Source organism: Streptomyces sp. NPDC025273 (assembly GCF_040638585.1).
GTDB classification, from domain to species: Bacteria; Actinomycetota; Actinomycetes; order Streptomycetales; family Streptomycetaceae; genus Streptomyces; species Streptomyces cinereorectus.
In genome coordinates this window covers 851,088-864,964 of record NZ_JBEZYP010000001.1, presented here as the reverse complement: position 1 = coordinate 864,964, position 13,877 = coordinate 851,088, and the positions used below count along the sequence as shown (strand labels likewise).

The following is a 13,877-nucleotide window of genomic DNA, read 5'->3' as shown; positions in this document are numbered from 1 at the left end:
CCACAATGGGTCCATGCGTGCTGCCCGGCTCATCAAGATGGTGCTGCTCCTCCAGTCCCGCCCCGCCATGACCGCCGCGGAGCTGGCGAAGGAGCTGGAGGTGTCGGAGCGCACCGTGACCCGGGACGCCCAGGCGCTCTCCGAGGCGGGCGTGCCGGTGTACGCGGACCGGGGCCGCGTCGGCGGTTACCGGCTCGTCGGGGGTTACCGGACCCGGCTGACCGGACTGGCCCGCCATGAGGCCGAGGTCCTCTTCCTGTCCGGGCTGCCCTCCGCGCTGCGCGAGATGGGGCTGGACGACGCCGCTTCGGCGGCCCGGCTGAAGGTCTCGGCGGCCCTGCTCCCCTCCCTCCGGGACGCCTCCAGGACCGCCGCCCAGCGCTTCCACCTGGACGCCCCCGGCTGGTTCCACGAGCCGGCCGTCCCCGAGCTGCTGCCCTCCGTCGCGGAGGCCGTCTGGGGCGACCGGCTGGTCCGGGTCCGCTACCGCCGCGGCGGCGCGCAGGAGGTCGAGCGGGAGCTGTCCCCGTACGGGCTCGTGCTGAAGGCCGGTGTCTGGTACCTGTGCGCCCGGGCCGAGGAGGACCTCCGGGTGTACCGGATGGACCGGTTCACCGCGGTCGCCGTCTCGGAATCCCGTTTCGTACGGGACGAGGAGTTCGATCTCCCCCGGTTCTGGGAGGAGCGGGCGGCCCAGTTCGCCCGGTCGATCCTGCGGACCGAGGTGACCGTACGGCTGTCCGAGGCGGGGGTGCGGCGGCTGCCGCACGCCGTGGACAGGGCCGCCGCCGCCGAGGCGCTGGCCGAGGCCGCCGGGCCCGACGAGGACGGCCGGCGGACGGTGACCCTGGCGGTCGAGTCCGAGGAGGTCGCGTACGGCCAGCTGCTCTCCCTCGGACCGGAGTTGGAGGTCCTCGCACCCGCCACCCTGCGCGAACGTTTCATCGATGCCGCCGAACGCCTGCGCGACCTCTATCGCTGAAGGCTTCATTTCGGTGTCTCCGCGTGCGTCGCCCGCCGCCAGGGCAGATGCTGGACCCGTGATGGACGAGACGGAGTTCTGGGAGATCATCGACAGCACCCGCGAGGCCGCCGAGGGCGACCCCGAGGACCATGCCGACCTGCTCGTCGAACGGCTGGTGCAGCTCGATCCGGACTCCGTGCTGGATTTCGCCAGACACTTCGAGGCCCGTTACCACCGCGCCTACCGCTGGGACCTGTGGGGAGCGGCCGCCGTGCTGCTCGGCGGGGCGAGTGACGACGCGTTCGACTACTTCCGGTGCTGGCTGATCGCGCAGGGCCGGGAGGTCTTCGAGGGCGCGATGCACGATCCGGACAGCCTCGCCGCGCTGCTGGGGGACTTCGACGAGGAGCTCGACGGGGACGGCGAGGAGCTCGGCTACGCCGCGGACGAGGCGTACGAGCAGCTCACCGGCACGGTGGCCCCCGACCTCGGGCTGCCGCCCCAGGTCTCGGAACCGGAGGGCACTGCCTTCGGCCTGGAGGACGACGCGGCGCTGGCGGAGCGGTTCCCCGCGCTCTGGGACCGCTTCGGACCGTCCTGAGCGGCCGGCCCGTGCCGTGCTGCTCAGGGCGCCAGTGAACGGCCCATCAGGATGTCGTCGACATACCGTCCGTGCAGGAAGAACTCACCGGGCAGCACTCCTTCGACGGTGAAGCCCTCCGATGCGTAGAGGGCCCGCGCGGGGGCGTTGTGCCCGAGCACCCGCAGGGTGAGCCGCCCGGCTCCCTGCCTGCGCGCCTCGGTGTACGAGGCGCGCAGCAGCGCCCGCGCGATGCCGCGGCCCCGCGCCCACTCGGCCACGGCGAGGCCCTGTATCTGGCGTACGTGGGCGTTGCAGGCGAGCGGGGTCGCCCTGGCAAGCCGGAGGTATCCGGCGATGCGCTCCTCCCCCGTCCCGGTGACGGCTCCGGCCACCAGGAAGTCCTCGGGCGGGTGCCGCTCGTCGAAGAAGGGCTCGTACGGGGGCTGCGGTCTCGGCTGGACGGCGTGCAGCGTCGACCAGGTGGCACGGTCGAGCTCCCCGAGTGCGCTGCGGTCCGCCTGTACGGCGGGACGGACGGGCAGGACGGAGAGGAACCACGGTTCGGACATGCCGGCAACTCTGCCACGCCGTGTTCCGCGTGCGGCAGGGTCCATGGGGCAAGATGACACCATGCCGCACTCCCGTATCGCCGTCACCGGATCGACCGGACTCATCGGAGCGGCGCTCGTGCGCTCGCTGCGCGCCGACGGGCACGAGGTGGTGCGCCTGGTGCGCCGTCCCGCCGCCACGGGCGACGAGGTGCAGTGGGATCCCAAGCGCCAGTACGTCGACGTGGCGGGGCTGGTCGGCTGCGACGCCGTCGTCCACCTCGCCGGTGCCGGGGTCGGGGACCACCGGTGGACCGAGGCGTACAAGCGGGAGATCCGGGACAGCAGGGTGCTGGGCACGGCCGCGATCGCCGAGGCCGTGGCCTCCCTGGACACACCGCCGAGGGTGCTGCTGTCCGGGTCCGCCATCGGCTACTACGGCGACACCGGGGACCGCGCGGTCGACGAGACCGCACCGCCCGGCGAGGGATTCCTGCCGTCCGTGTGCGTGGAGTGGGAGGAGGCCGCGGCCCCCGCCGAGGAGGCGGGTGTCCGCACGGTCCTCGCCAGGACCGGCCTGGTCGTCGCCCGGCAGGGCGGGGCCTGGGGGCGCCTGTTCCCGCTGTTCAAGGCGGGGCTCGGCGGGCGGCTCGGGAACGGTCGGCAGTACTGGAGCTTCATCGCCCTGCACGACCACGTCGCGGCCATGCGGCACCTCCTGGACACGGAGTCCCTTTCCGGTCCGGTGAATCTGACCGGCCCCTCCCCCGTCACCAACGGCCAGGTGACGGCCGCGATGGGGCGGGTGCTGCGCCGCCCGACCCTGCTCACCGCACCGGCCCCCGCGCTGCGGATCGCGCTCGGGGGCTTCGCCGAGGACGTCCTGGGAAGCCAGCGGGTGCTCCCCGGCCAACTTCTCGACTCGGGCTTCTCGTTCGCCTTCCCCGGAATCGACGAGGCCATCCGCGCCGCACTGCGCTGAGCCCGGCCCTCCCGTCTCCTGGTCGGGGACGACGGGACCGCACCGCGGTGCAGGTCAGCCGGACCGTCCCGGCCTCCTGGCGCCGGCCGCCGCCGCTCCGCCCGCCGTCCCCGGGACGGTCCGCCGGGCCGCCGTGCGACCCCGTGCACCGGTGCCCGGGGTGCGCGCGACTGTACCTGCATCGGCCATCCACCTAGCCTCGACCCGAACTCCGGCATTCCGGGGGCCTGTTGGGGGCAAGAACCCCCCACCAGTCGAGCCGACTCGGGGAGGGGCATGTGCTCACGGCAGACACGGCACGGCACGCGGATGTGGTCATCATCGGGGCCGGGGTCGCCGGCCTTGCGGCGGCCCACCAGCTGATCAGCGCAGGAGTGAGCGTCACCGTTCTGGAGGCCGCCGCGCAGGTCGGCGGCCGGATGGCCACCCATGAGGTGGACGGGTTCCGGCTCGACCATCCGGGCCCGCTGCTCAGCTCCGCGTACCCGGAGCTCCGCACGACGCCGGGTCTGGACGGGCTGGTGCTGCGGGACTTCGCTCCCGGCGTGCTCGTGCACACCGGGGGCCGCCAGTTCCGTGCCGGAGACGTGCGGAGCGCGAGGGGCGCGCTCAGGGCTGCGCGCTCCCGGTCGAGCGCCCCCCGGGCGCCCCTGGGCGGGGCGATCGAGCAGGCCAGGCTGGGCGCCTGGCTGGCCCGTCTCGCCGCCACTCCGGCGGCCCGGATCATGGCCCGGCCCGACCGGCCGGCGCTCTCGGCCCTGTCGGCACGCGGAATCCCGCCGCGTACGGTCAACGCCTTTCTGCGCCCGCTGCTCTCCGCACTGCTGGGCGACCCGGAGCTCACCACGTCCAGCCGCTGCGCCGACCTCACCCTGCGCAGTTACGCGCGCGGCCGGCTCTGCGTACCCTCGGGCGGTTCCTCGGCGCTGCCCGAGCTGATGGCGGCCTCGCTGCCGCCCGGCACCGTGCGGACCGGGGTCCACGTCACGGCCGCCGACATCACCTCCGTACGCACCAAGGAGCACGGTGAGCTGGGCTGTCGCTCCCTGCTGCTGGCCGCCGGCGCGGGGGCGGCCGCCGAGCTGCTGCCCGGGCTGCGGACGCCGGCCTTCCACCCGGTGACGGTGCTGCACCACACGGCTCCGGTGCCCCCGTCGACCGGCGCGAGTCTGCTGCTGGACGCGGACCGGTCCGGCCCGGTCGCGCACACCGCCGTGATGAGCGAGGTCGATCCCTCGCGGGCGCCGCACGGCCGGACCCTGATCACCTCCACGGTGCTCGGCCCCCCGCCGCCGGACCTCGACCGCACGGTCCGCGCCCATCTCGCCACGCTGTACGGCACGCCCACCCACGACTGGGAGCTGCTGACGGCCCATCACGACCCGGAGGCCGTGCCCGCGATGCCGCCCCCGCACGACCTGCGCCGGCCGGTCCGGGTGCTCGCCGGCCTGTACGTGTGCGGCGACCACCGCGACACGAGCACGGTCCAGGGCGCCCTGCACTCCGGGCGGCGTGCGGCCTCGGCGATCCTCGCGGACCTGGGGGTGCGGAAGGAGCCCGGGGGCGGCACGGCGCTGCCCGCCGCCGCGTAGCGGCCGGGTCAGCCCAGCGCGGCGACCCGGTCGCGGTACCCGCGCACGGCGACCGCGTCCCGGTAGGGCTCCAGGCGTCGCTCGAAGTCCCTTACGTACTCCGTCGCGCGCACCGACCGCATCTCCGAAGCCTGCTGGGCCGCCTCGGCGCCCAGCAGGCAGGCCTGGTCCAGCTCGCCGAGGCCGAGGCGCGCGGAGGCGAGGACCACCCGGCAGAACAGCCTGCTCCTGGCGTACGCCGGAGCGCGCAACTGGAGGGACCGCTCGGCGTGCTGCGCGGATACCCGGTACTGCCGCAGATCGCGGTGGCAGTGGCCGAATTCGTCGGCCAGCTGCGCCTCGTCGAAGTAGCGGGCCCAGTGCGGCACCTCGTCGCCGGGCCGGGCGGCCTGCAGGGAGCGTTCCGCCCGTACGAGCGCGGCGATGCAGGCCCTGGTCTCACCGAGCACGCCGTGTCCGCGGGCCTCGACCGCGTGCAGCAGAGCCATGACGACGGAGGGCGCGGACGAGCCGATGCCCTGCTGGGCGACTCGGGCGAGCTGGACGGCTTCCCTGCCGTGCCCGAGATAGACGGCCTGCCGGCTCATCGTGATCAGGACGAACGAGCCGTACGCCCGGTCGCCGGCGGCCTGCGCGAGCCGCAGCGCCTGGACGAAGTAGCGCTGGGCGAGGCCGTGCGCCGCGATGTCGTACGAGGTCCAGCCGGCCAGCCGGGTCAGGTCGGCGGCCGCCGAGAACAGCCGCCGGCCGATCGTCTCGCCGTAGCTCCCGCGGAGCATGGGCTCGGCCTCGTGCTCCAGGTACCTGACGAGGGCCTGCCGGGCGTGGCCGCCGCCGTACGCGTTGTCCAGGGTGCGGAAGAGCTCGCCGACCGAGCGCAGGGCTGCGACGTCTCCGCTGCCGACCCGCTGGCCGGGGCCGCGGTCGCTCTGCCGTTGGCGCGGGACGCCCGGGGGCGTTGCCGCGGGGCCGGGCGGACGGGAGGAGCCGTGGCCGCGGGTGCCGGCCGGGCCGCCGTGGACGCCCGGCCCGTGCGTGCCCGTGCCCGGTGCACCGGCCCCGTGCGCACCCGCCCCGTGTGCACGGGGACCGTATGCGCCTGCGGGGCCCTGGGGCTTGTCGGACCCGTCGGCGGTGTGCAGCCCGTTCACCGCCCGCGTCCCGTCGGCCTCGGCAGGGGTGCGCGGGGCGGGCAGACCGGGCGCGACCGTCACCGGTGCCGGCTCGCCGCGGCCGGTCCATTCGTCGGCCCGGCCGATCAGCCAGTCCCGGCTCGGGACGACCAGTCCGGCCGGGGTGAACGCGATCTTGCGCAGTTCCGCATGGCTGCCCGAGTCCTTCCGCCACAGCCCGCTGACGATGTCGACGGCCTCGGTGGGGGTGGCCGCGAACTCCAGGCCGGCGTAGACGGGCGCGCACGCGTCCAGGCCCAGGTCCTGCGCCGAGAGCCGCCGCCCGAGCCGCCGGGTGAAGACCTCGGCGATCAGCGCGGGAGTGGAGCCCCGCGGCTGCTGACCGCGCAGCCACCGGGTCACCGAGGTCTTGTCGTACCGCAGGTCCAGGCCGTGTTCGAGGCCCAGCTGATCCACCCTGCGGGCCAGGCCCGCGTGGGAGAATCCGGCTTCCGCGATGAGCGCAGCGAGCCGCCGGTTGGGGGTGCGCTGCGGAGGTCGTTCCGACATCAGCTCTAGGGTCTCCTGCCTTCGGGGCCCGGCGGGCAGCCCTTATGGAACGGCGCGAACTTAGCTGCCCCGGCTGCCGCATCGCCGACCTTCGCTTCACATTCATCCGATCGTGTGAGAATTGTGGACATCGCTGACAGAGGGCGGTGGGTCACGACCTGCCGGACAGCTGTGCGCGGAGCGGTCGTACAGTGGCTGAGGGCGCACATCAGTGCATGGTGACGTGGCTCCGGGGACACCCCCCGGTCTGCCGCCACCGCGAGTAGGGAGGCACCCGGAGTGAGTGAGCTGCGGTTCGTCCGTCTGGGATTCGGCGAGGAAGCGGTCGACTACCAGGAGGCCTGGCAGAAGCAGCGCGAGGTGCACGCCGCCCGGTTCGAGGACACGGTCCCCGACACCTGCCTGCTCCTCGAGCACCCGCCCGTCTACACCGCGGGGCGCCGCACGACCGACAGCGAGCGCCCACTGGACGGCACCCCGGTCATCGATGTCGACCGCGGCGGGAAGATCACCTGGCACGGCCCGGGCCAGCTCGTCGGCTACCCGATCCAGAAGCTGCCGCGTCCGGTCGACGTCGTCGCGCACGTGCGCCGGCTGGAGGACGCCCTGATCCGCACCGCCGCCGACTTCGGCGTGGAGACCTCCCGGGTCGAGGGCCGCAGCGGCGTCTGGGTCCTCGGCGACCCGGTCGAGGACCGCCCCGCACTCGGCGGGCTGTCGCTGGACTTCGATCCCCGGCTGCACGACGAGGAGTTCGACGCCCGGCTGAACGGCCCCGAGTACGCGCCGTCCAACGCCGGCCAGCGCCGCGAGGACCGCAAGCTGGCCGCGATCGGCATCCGGGTCGCCAAGGGCGTCACCATGCACGGCTTCTCGCTGAACGTGAACCCGGACAACACCTGGTTCGACAGGATCGTGCCGTGCGGCATCCGGGACGCGGGCGTCACCTCGCTCGCGTACGAGCTGGGCCGCGACGTCACGATCGCGGAGGTGCTCCCGGTCGCCGAGAAGCACCTCAGGAACATCCTGGAGAACGCGGAGCTCGCGCCCCGCGCCGTGGAGGCTCCCGCGACCACCGCCACCGCCTGAGACCCGCACGGGAATAGGCCCTGCCGGCCACAGGTTAGGCAGACGTAAGACCGTTCTAACCACGGGCGTACCCTGGTGTTCGCCGAAGAATCCAATGCAGCGAAAGCAAAGGGGAGTGCCGGAGTGTCCGCTGTCGCACCCGACGGGCGCAAGATGCTGCGCCTCGAGGTCCGGAACAGCCAGACCCCCATCGAGCGCAAGCCCGAGTGGATCAAGACCCGGGCGAAGATGGGCCCCGAGTACACGAAGATGCAGAAGCTCGTGAAGAGCGAGGGTCTGCACACCGTGTGCCAGGAGGCCGGCTGCCCGAACATCTACGAATGCTGGGAGGACCGCGAGGCGACCTTCCTCATCGGCGGTGACCAGTGCACCCGTCGCTGCGACTTCTGCCAGATCGACACGGGCAGGCCTGCGGCCCTCGACCGCGACGAGCCCCGGCGTGTGGGCGAGTCCGTGGTCACGATGGACCTGAACTACGCCACGATCACCGGCGTCGCACGCGACGACCTGGAGGACGGCGGCGCCTGGCTGTACGCGGAGACCGTGCGCCAGATCCACGCCCGGACCGCGGAGCGGGCGACCGGCGCCACCAAGGTGGAGCTGCTGATCCCCGACTTCAACGCGGTCCCCGAGCAGCTCGCCGAGGTCTTCTCCTCGCGCCCCGAGGTGCTCGCGCACAACGTCGAGACGGTCCCGCGGATCTTCAAGCGGATCCGCCCCGGATTCCGTTACGAGCGTTCCCTGGACGTCATCACGCGGGCCCGTGAGGCCGGCCTGGTGACCAAGTCCAACCTGATCCTGGGCATGGGCGAGACCCGCGAGGAAGTCAGCGAGGCGCTCCAGGACCTGTACGACGCGGGTTGCGAGCTCATCACGATCACGCAGTACCTGCGGCCCACCCCGCGGCACCACCCGGTCGAGCGCTGGGTGAAGCCGCACGAGTTCGTGGAGCTGAAGGACGAGGCCGACGCGATCGGCTACTCCGGGGTCATGTCGGGGCCGCTGGTGCGTTCCTCGTACCGCGCGGGCCGCCTCTTCCAGCAGGCGATGGACCGGCGGGGTGCGGGAGCCACGACGGCCACCGGCGCCGTGTGAATCCGAGCACAAGAAGCTACTGAGCAGTAATCGCCGTGACGACGCGGCCCGTGCACTCCCCGCAGGTCGGGGGCCCGTATGGGCCGCGTCGGCGTGCGCGGCGCCGAAATCAGGGTTTCATTGGTGTTTGACCGACCGGTCATGCACTGGTAACACCGAGCAGTGACCCTAGGTACACACGCAGCGGCAGCGCACGCAGCCGCTGCCGTCACTGCTTCCCGCTACTCAGTGCGCGCCGGGTGCGCGCATCCGCTCCGAGGGGGAACGACCATGATGCCCGCCGCGCCGGTACGAGCCAACGCGATCCCGTCCGTCACCACCGCACTCCGCGCCGTCGAGTCGCTGCTGCTGAGCAGCGGCCAGCGCACCGCCCGCCGGAACGCCTGGACGGCGGTCCTCGAGGACCGCCGCAGGGCCAAGGACCGGGTCGAGGCGGAGCATGTCCTGAAGGCTGTGGCCGACCACCGTTCCTAGCCCGCGCCGAGGCCACGTAAACTTCGGTACATGGCGAGGAAGGCACACACTGAAGGCGCGGACAGCGCCGAGAACGCGGGGCGGCTCAAGCAGATCGCCCTGACCTACAAGATGACCAAGCGGTCCGACCCCAAGGTCGGCCTTGTCGTCGCGGGTGTGGGAATCGTCACCTTCGGCGTCCTCCTCGCGATCGGTTTCCTGATCGACCACCCGATCTACGCGGGCATTCTGGGCTTCGTACTGGCCCTCCTCGCAATGGCGATCATCTTCGGGCGGCGTGCCGAGCGTGCGGCCTTCGGGCAGATGGAGGGACAGCCCGGCGCCGCTGCGGCCGTGCTGGACCGTGTCGGCCGTGGCTGGACCACGACGCCGGCGGTCGCGATGAACCGCAGCCAGGACGTCGTCCACCGGGCCGTCGGCAAGGCGGGCATCGTGCTGGTCGCCGAGGGCAATCCGAACCGGGTGAAGGGCCTGCTGGCGGCCGAGAAGAAGAAGATGGCCCGCATCGTGGTGGACGTGCCGGTGCACGACATCATCGTCGGTGACGGCGAGGGCCAGGTGCCGCTGAAGAAGGTGCGCACCAAGATGCTGAAGCTTCCGCGGGTCCTGACCGGACCGCAGGTCACGGCGACCAACGACCGGCTGCGGGCGATGGGTGACCTGATGAGCAACATGCCGCTGCCGAAGGGCCCGATGCCGAAGGGCATGCGGATGCCGCGCGGCGGAAAGATGCGCTGACGCAGCACGCACGAAGCGGGCGGCCCCGGACGAACACGTCCGGGGCCGCCCGCTTTCCGCTTCCGTCCACCTGCCGGCGCCGCATGTCCTCAGATGCGCACCTGGACCGCGCGGGCCAGCCGGTCGTGGAGGCCGCGGGTGTCGCGGTCCCAGACCAGCGCCGGGATCACCAGGACGAGGAGCACGGTCCGGACGATGACCCGGACCGCGCCGAGCCGTCCGCCGTCCTCGGCGACGACCCGCAGGCCCAGGATGCGCTTGCCCGGTGTGGAACCGATGGTTCCGACCGTCAGCAGGCTCATGACGAGGAAGACGGCGAGCGCCCAGTTCCCGGCCGTCTGTTGGTCACCGCGCGCGAGCAGCCCGTATGCGATCACCATGCACAGGGACCAGTCGATGAAGAGGGCCCCGACGCGCCGGCCGAGCGGGGCCACGGACCCCGGGCCTTCCTGGGGCAGGCCGAGGCGTTCGCCCCGGTACCCGAAGTCGGCGCCCATCTCCTCGGCCGCCGCGCGCGGCCCCGAGAGCCACGATCCGATTGCTTGCCTGTTGTCCACCCGTCCACGGTACTGCGCCCGTGTTTGTGACAGGCCGGGCGGGGCACTGAACAGGTCGCTGAGGTGCCGCTACCCCCCGGCCCGGTTAACTTGGGCGAAACAAATGGGTCATGCTGGAGAAATCCTGCCTGCCTATGGTCGGGTCCAGCGTGTGCCACCGCACTGGCCGCACAACGAGTTGCAACCCCGCCCTTTCCCGGGTCGGGAGTAGGAGGAGTTGGATGTTCCAGAACGCCGACGAAGTCCAGAAGTACATCGCCGACAACGACGTCAAGTTCATCGACGTCCGGTTCTGCGACCTGCCGGGTGTGATGCAGCACTTCACGATCCCGGCAGCGACCTTCGACCCGGCCGAGGAACTGGCTTTCGACGGCTCGTCGATCCGCGGCTTCCAGGCCATCCACGAGTCGGACATGGCGCTCCGCGCGGACCTGTCCACGGCCCGTGTCGACCCGTTCCGCCGCGACAAGACGGTGAACGTCAACTTCTTCATCCACGACCCGATCACCGGCGAGCAGTACAGCCGTGACCCGCGGAACGTGGCCAAGAAGGCCGAGGCGTACCTCGCCTCGACCGGTGTCGCCGACACCGCGTACTTCGGCCCCGAGGCCGAGTTCTACGTCTTCGACAACGTCCGCTTCCAGACGTCGGCGAACGAGAGCTTCTACCACATCGACTCCGAGGCCGGCGCCTGGAACACCGGTGCGACCGAGAACAACCGGGGTTACAAGGTCCGCTACAAGGGCGGCTACTTCCCGACCCCGCCGGTCGACCACTTCGCCGACCTGCGCGCCGAGATCTCCCTGGAGCTGGACAAGAACGGCCTCCAGGTCGAGCGCCAGCACCACGAGGTCGGCACCGCCGGCCAGGCGGAGATCAACTACAAGTTCAACACGCTGCTCGCGGCGGCCGACGACCTGATGCTCTTCAAGTACATCGTGAAGAACGTCGCCTGGCGCAACGGCAAGACCGCGACCTTCATGCCGAAGCCGATCTTCGGCGACAACGGCTCGGGCATGCACGTGCACCAGTCGCTGTGGCAGGGCGGCACGCCGCTCTTCTACGACGAGCAGGGTTACGCCGGTCTGTCGGACATGGCCCGCTACTACATCGGCGGCATCCTGAAGCACGCCCCGTCGCTGCTGGCCTTCACCAACCCGACGGTGAACTCCTACCACCGCCTGGTCCCCGGCTTCGAGGCCCCGGTCAACATGGTGTACTCGCAGCGCAACCGCTCCGCCGCGATGCGTATCCCGATCACGGGCTCCAACCCGAAGGCGAAGCGCGTCGAGTTCCGCGCCCCGGACCCGTCCTCGAACCCGTACCTGGCGTTCTCGGCCCTGCTGATGGCGGGCCTGGACGGCGTCAAGAACAAGATCGAGCCCCCGGAGCCGATCGACAAGGACCTCTACGAGCTGGCCCCCGAGGAGCACGCGGGCGTCCAGCAGGTCCCGACCTCCCTCCCGGCGGTCCTCGAGGCCCTGGAGCAGGACCACGAGTACCTCCAGGCCGGCGGCGTCTTCACACCCGACCTGATCGAGACGTGGATCGACTACAAGCGCACCAACGAGATCGCCCCGATCCAGCTGCGGCCGCACCCGCACGAGTTCGAGCTGTACTTCGATCTCTGAGAAGCGGGACCCGAGGGTCCCGTCGTCGGACACACCGGTGAGGGCCGCCACCCCGTTTTCAGGGGTGGCGGCCCTCACCCGTCTGGTCCGCGCCGAACCGAGCCGGCCGCTCGCCGTCAGCCCGCCAGCAGTTCGCGCAGTTCCGCGACCGCTTCGCGGAGCCGGTCCGCGAAGGCGTGCATCTGGTCGGCCACCGGCTGCGGGGTGCTCAGGTAGAGGTTGAAGCGGTCGGGCAGCAGGACGTAGGCGATGCCGATGCACGTGCTGCTCGTGGAGCCGAAGCCGAAGTACTGGATGTTCTCCGACGGTGCCGAGCTGGTGCTCAGGTAGTCGTCCCGCATCGTGAGCCAGCCCGGTGAGCGGTACAGGGCGGGCTGTTCGGTGATGCCGAGCTCGTCGCCGCGGCGGCGCTGGATGAGTTCCAGCTCCCACAGGTGCTGCTCGGGGGCTTCCCCGGCCTGGCATTCCCTGGCACGGGCCACATGGGCGGACGCGGCGGCGCGGAAGGCGGCGCGGCGGGTGTCGCGGCCGGCGGCGGGGTCGTCCATCGCGGCCACGAAGGCCTGCGTCTCGGGGGTGACGACGCGCATCGCCTCGGTGCGGCCGTGCCGGTACTGGCGGGTCGCGATCGACTCGTACGTGGCACCGAGGTGGCCCTTGGCACGCTGGTGGGCCAGCTGGTAGGCGGCCTGGACGAACGCGTCCGGGGAGACCCCGAGGGCCTTGGCCGCGGTGCTGCCGAAGTCGCCGAAGGAGACCGTGCTGGTGGCGGTGGCGTGTCCGTACGCGGCGAAGGCCTCGGCGGCGGACCGGACCTGGGCCCGCAGGGTGTCGTCCAGTTCGAACGCGAGGGGCTGCGGGACCGGCTGTCCCTGCGGGCGGGCGCCCGACCGACGGGCGTGTTCCTCGGGCGCGGTGCTGAGCAGTGCGTCGGTGAAGCTGAGGATGGTGGTGCCGTCCAGTTCGCAGTGCTCGACGTTGATGCCGGCCCGGCCGTCGGCGTAGACGACGAAGGAGACGGCCTTGTCGAACCAGCGGTTGCCCCGGTCCCCGTAGAGCAGTTCGTCGCAGGTGGCCTTGGTGTCCTCGGGGGCGAAGTCCTCCAGGCAGACGCAGAAGAGCGCGGTCTCGATGTCGTCCAGCGTCCTGGCGTTCCGTGGGTGGCGGGCGATGAGGGCGTCCCTGGCCGCCGCCCACTCGGCGCGCGCCATGGTGGTGAGGTGGCCGGCCCGGTCGGCCTCGTCCGTGTGCACGTCGGCCTTGGTCACGGCGCGCAGCCCGGCCTCGATCTCGTCGAGGCTGTGCGGGACGCCGTCCTCGCCGAGCACGTCCAGCCGGAACATGCTGCCCCGGAAGAACACCACGATATGCCGGGCCGTGGACGGGCCGGGCGCACGGTCGCTGTACGGGGCGCGGACGGTGTCCAGGGGGGCGCCGGGGATGCGGGTCGTGGAGAACAGGTACGCGTTCTGCACCATCGACTGGGGCACTCCGCGCTGCTCCACCGGCGCGATGAGGCCCTCGTCGAGCCGGTGCTTGTAGTGGAGCGCCCCCGCGACCAGCCCGGCCGCCCGGTCGAGCTGGCCCTGGCCGGTGTCCTGGAAGAGGAAGAAGAAGTTGGCGTTGAGCGCGATCCGGTCGCGGCGGCCGAGGTAGCGGTACGGCCAGAAGGTGTCGAGCCAGCTGTGCACGCCCTCCGTGGCGTCGTACTCCTCCAGCGCCGCGTGCAGGACGCGGCCGGGGCCGCCGGGCCGGAGGAAGGCGGCGACCTCGGCCTCGGTCGCCGCCCGTTCCTCGGCGGTCAGCAGCGGTGCGCACCAGGCGAGGAACCTCTCGCAGCTCGCTTCGAGCGTGGGCAGTGGCACGCGTGGCAGGCTCGCCTCCCGGGCGAAGGTGGCGCTGACCGGTGCTTCCTGGCTGACGTTCAATTCGGATCTGCTTT

At 72.0% G+C, this 13,877-nt stretch carries 13 protein-coding genes; 9 read left to right on the top strand and 4 right to left on the bottom strand.

The genetic code is table 11. From position 1 onward, the window contains the following. Positions 1-13 precede the first annotated feature (13 nt). Together AB0F38_RS03790 and AB0F38_RS03785 are read left to right on the top strand one after the other, a co-directional pair. On the top strand, positions 14-982 hold the full coding sequence (locus AB0F38_RS03790; protein ID WP_361886045.1) for a WYL domain-containing protein: 969 nt from the start codon (positions 14-16) through the stop codon (positions 980-982). A gap of 61 nt (positions 983-1,043) precedes the next feature. Continuing rightward, entirely contained in the window at positions 1,044-1,565 is a 522-nt protein-coding gene (locus AB0F38_RS03785; protein ID WP_361886758.1) for a DUF4240 domain-containing protein, read from the top strand. Between the two features lie 23 nt (positions 1,566-1,588). Here AB0F38_RS03785 and AB0F38_RS03780 read toward each other — a convergent pair whose 3' ends face one another. Further along, the gene (locus AB0F38_RS03780; RefSeq protein ID WP_361886042.1) at positions 1,589-2,116 is read right to left on the bottom strand and encodes a GNAT family N-acetyltransferase; all 528 of its coding nucleotides are present in this window, start codon (positions 2,114-2,116) and stop codon (positions 1,589-1,591) included. Positions 2,117-2,177: 61 nt separating this feature from the next. Here AB0F38_RS03780 and AB0F38_RS03775 point away from each other — a divergent pair, with 61 nt between their 5' ends. Continuing rightward, on the top strand, positions 2,178-3,077 hold the full coding sequence (locus AB0F38_RS03775; protein ID WP_361886039.1) for a TIGR01777 family oxidoreductase: 900 nt from the start codon (positions 2,178-2,180) through the stop codon (positions 3,075-3,077). A gap of 278 nt (positions 3,078-3,355) precedes the next feature. After that, the gene (locus AB0F38_RS03770; RefSeq protein WP_361886036.1) at positions 3,356-4,669 is read left to right on the top strand and encodes an NAD(P)/FAD-dependent oxidoreductase; all 1,314 of its coding nucleotides are present in this window, start codon (positions 3,356-3,358) and stop codon (positions 4,667-4,669) included. Between the two features lie 8 nt (positions 4,670-4,677). Here the strand turns inward: AB0F38_RS03770 and AB0F38_RS03765 are convergent, their stop codons facing one another. Continuing rightward, entirely contained in the window at positions 4,678-6,351 is a 1,674-nt protein-coding gene (locus AB0F38_RS03765) for a regulator (protein WP_361886033.1), read from the bottom strand. A gap of 279 nt (positions 6,352-6,630) precedes the next feature. Between AB0F38_RS03765 and lipB the strand changes: the two genes are divergently transcribed. The 4 genes from lipB to AB0F38_RS03745 all read left to right on the top strand — a co-directional run bounded on the left by lipB (position 6,631) and on the right by AB0F38_RS03745 (position 9,747). Next, entirely contained in the window at positions 6,631-7,440 is an 810-nt protein-coding gene (lipB, locus tag AB0F38_RS03760) for a lipoyl(octanoyl) transferase LipB (RefSeq protein WP_361886030.1), read from the top strand. Positions 7,441-7,563: 123 nt separating this feature from the next. Continuing rightward, the gene (gene lipA, locus AB0F38_RS03755; RefSeq protein ID WP_361886027.1) at positions 7,564-8,535 is read left to right on the top strand and encodes a lipoyl synthase; all 972 of its coding nucleotides are present in this window, start codon (positions 7,564-7,566) and stop codon (positions 8,533-8,535) included. Positions 8,536-8,808: 273 nt separating this feature from the next. Next, positions 8,809-9,009, top strand: a complete 201-nt coding sequence (locus AB0F38_RS03750) for a hypothetical protein (protein WP_361886755.1) — start codon at positions 8,809-8,811, stop codon at positions 9,007-9,009. Positions 9,010-9,039: 30 nt separating this feature from the next. Continuing rightward, positions 9,040-9,747, top strand: a complete 708-nt coding sequence (locus tag AB0F38_RS03745) for a DUF4191 domain-containing protein (RefSeq protein ID WP_361886024.1) — start codon at positions 9,040-9,042, stop codon at positions 9,745-9,747. An 89-nt stretch (positions 9,748-9,836) separates the two neighbouring features. Here AB0F38_RS03745 and AB0F38_RS03740 read toward each other — a convergent pair whose 3' ends face one another. After that, on the bottom strand, positions 9,837-10,304 hold the full coding sequence (locus AB0F38_RS03740; RefSeq protein WP_361886021.1) for an RDD family protein: 468 nt from the start codon (positions 10,302-10,304) through the stop codon (positions 9,837-9,839). 221 nt (positions 10,305-10,525) lie between these two features. Here AB0F38_RS03740 and glnA point away from each other — a divergent pair, with 221 nt between their 5' ends. Further along, complete coding sequence (glnA, locus tag AB0F38_RS03735; RefSeq protein ID WP_361886018.1) at positions 10,526-11,935, top strand: type I glutamate--ammonia ligase; 1,410 nt, start codon at positions 10,526-10,528, stop codon at positions 11,933-11,935. A gap of 116 nt (positions 11,936-12,051) precedes the next feature. On the opposite strand, the gene AB0F38_RS03730 is transcribed toward glnA, so the two are convergent. Further along, positions 12,052-13,863, bottom strand: coding sequence for a choline/carnitine O-acyltransferase (locus tag AB0F38_RS03730; protein ID WP_361886015.1), 1,812 nt, complete (start codon positions 13,861-13,863; stop codon positions 12,052-12,054). Positions 13,864-13,877: the final 14 nt, after the last annotated feature.

Bases quoted from the DNA above. Each gene is read 5' to 3' on its own strand.
- AB0F38_RS03780 (WP_361886042.1), bottom strand. From the start codon at position 2,116: ATGTCCGAACCGTGGTTCCTCTCCGTCCTGCCCGTCCGTCCCGCCGTA.
- AB0F38_RS03785 (WP_361886758.1), top strand. From the start codon at position 1,044: ATGGACGAGACGGAGTTCTGGGAGATCATCGACAGCACCCGCGAGGCC.
- AB0F38_RS03775 (WP_361886039.1), top strand. From the start codon at position 2,178: ATGCCGCACTCCCGTATCGCCGTCACCGGATCGACCGGACTCATCGGA.
- glnA (WP_361886018.1), top strand. From the start codon at position 10,526: ATGTTCCAGAACGCCGACGAAGTCCAGAAGTACATCGCCGACAACGAC.
- AB0F38_RS03750 (WP_361886755.1), top strand. From the start codon at position 8,809: ATGCCCGCCGCGCCGGTACGAGCCAACGCGATCCCGTCCGTCACCACC.
- AB0F38_RS03765 (WP_361886033.1), bottom strand. From the start codon at position 6,351: ATGTCGGAACGACCTCCGCAGCGCACCCCCAACCGGCGGCTCGCTGCG.
- AB0F38_RS03790 (WP_361886045.1), top strand. From the start codon at position 14: ATGCGTGCTGCCCGGCTCATCAAGATGGTGCTGCTCCTCCAGTCCCGC.
- AB0F38_RS03745 (WP_361886024.1), top strand. From the start codon at position 9,040: ATGGCGAGGAAGGCACACACTGAAGGCGCGGACAGCGCCGAGAACGCG.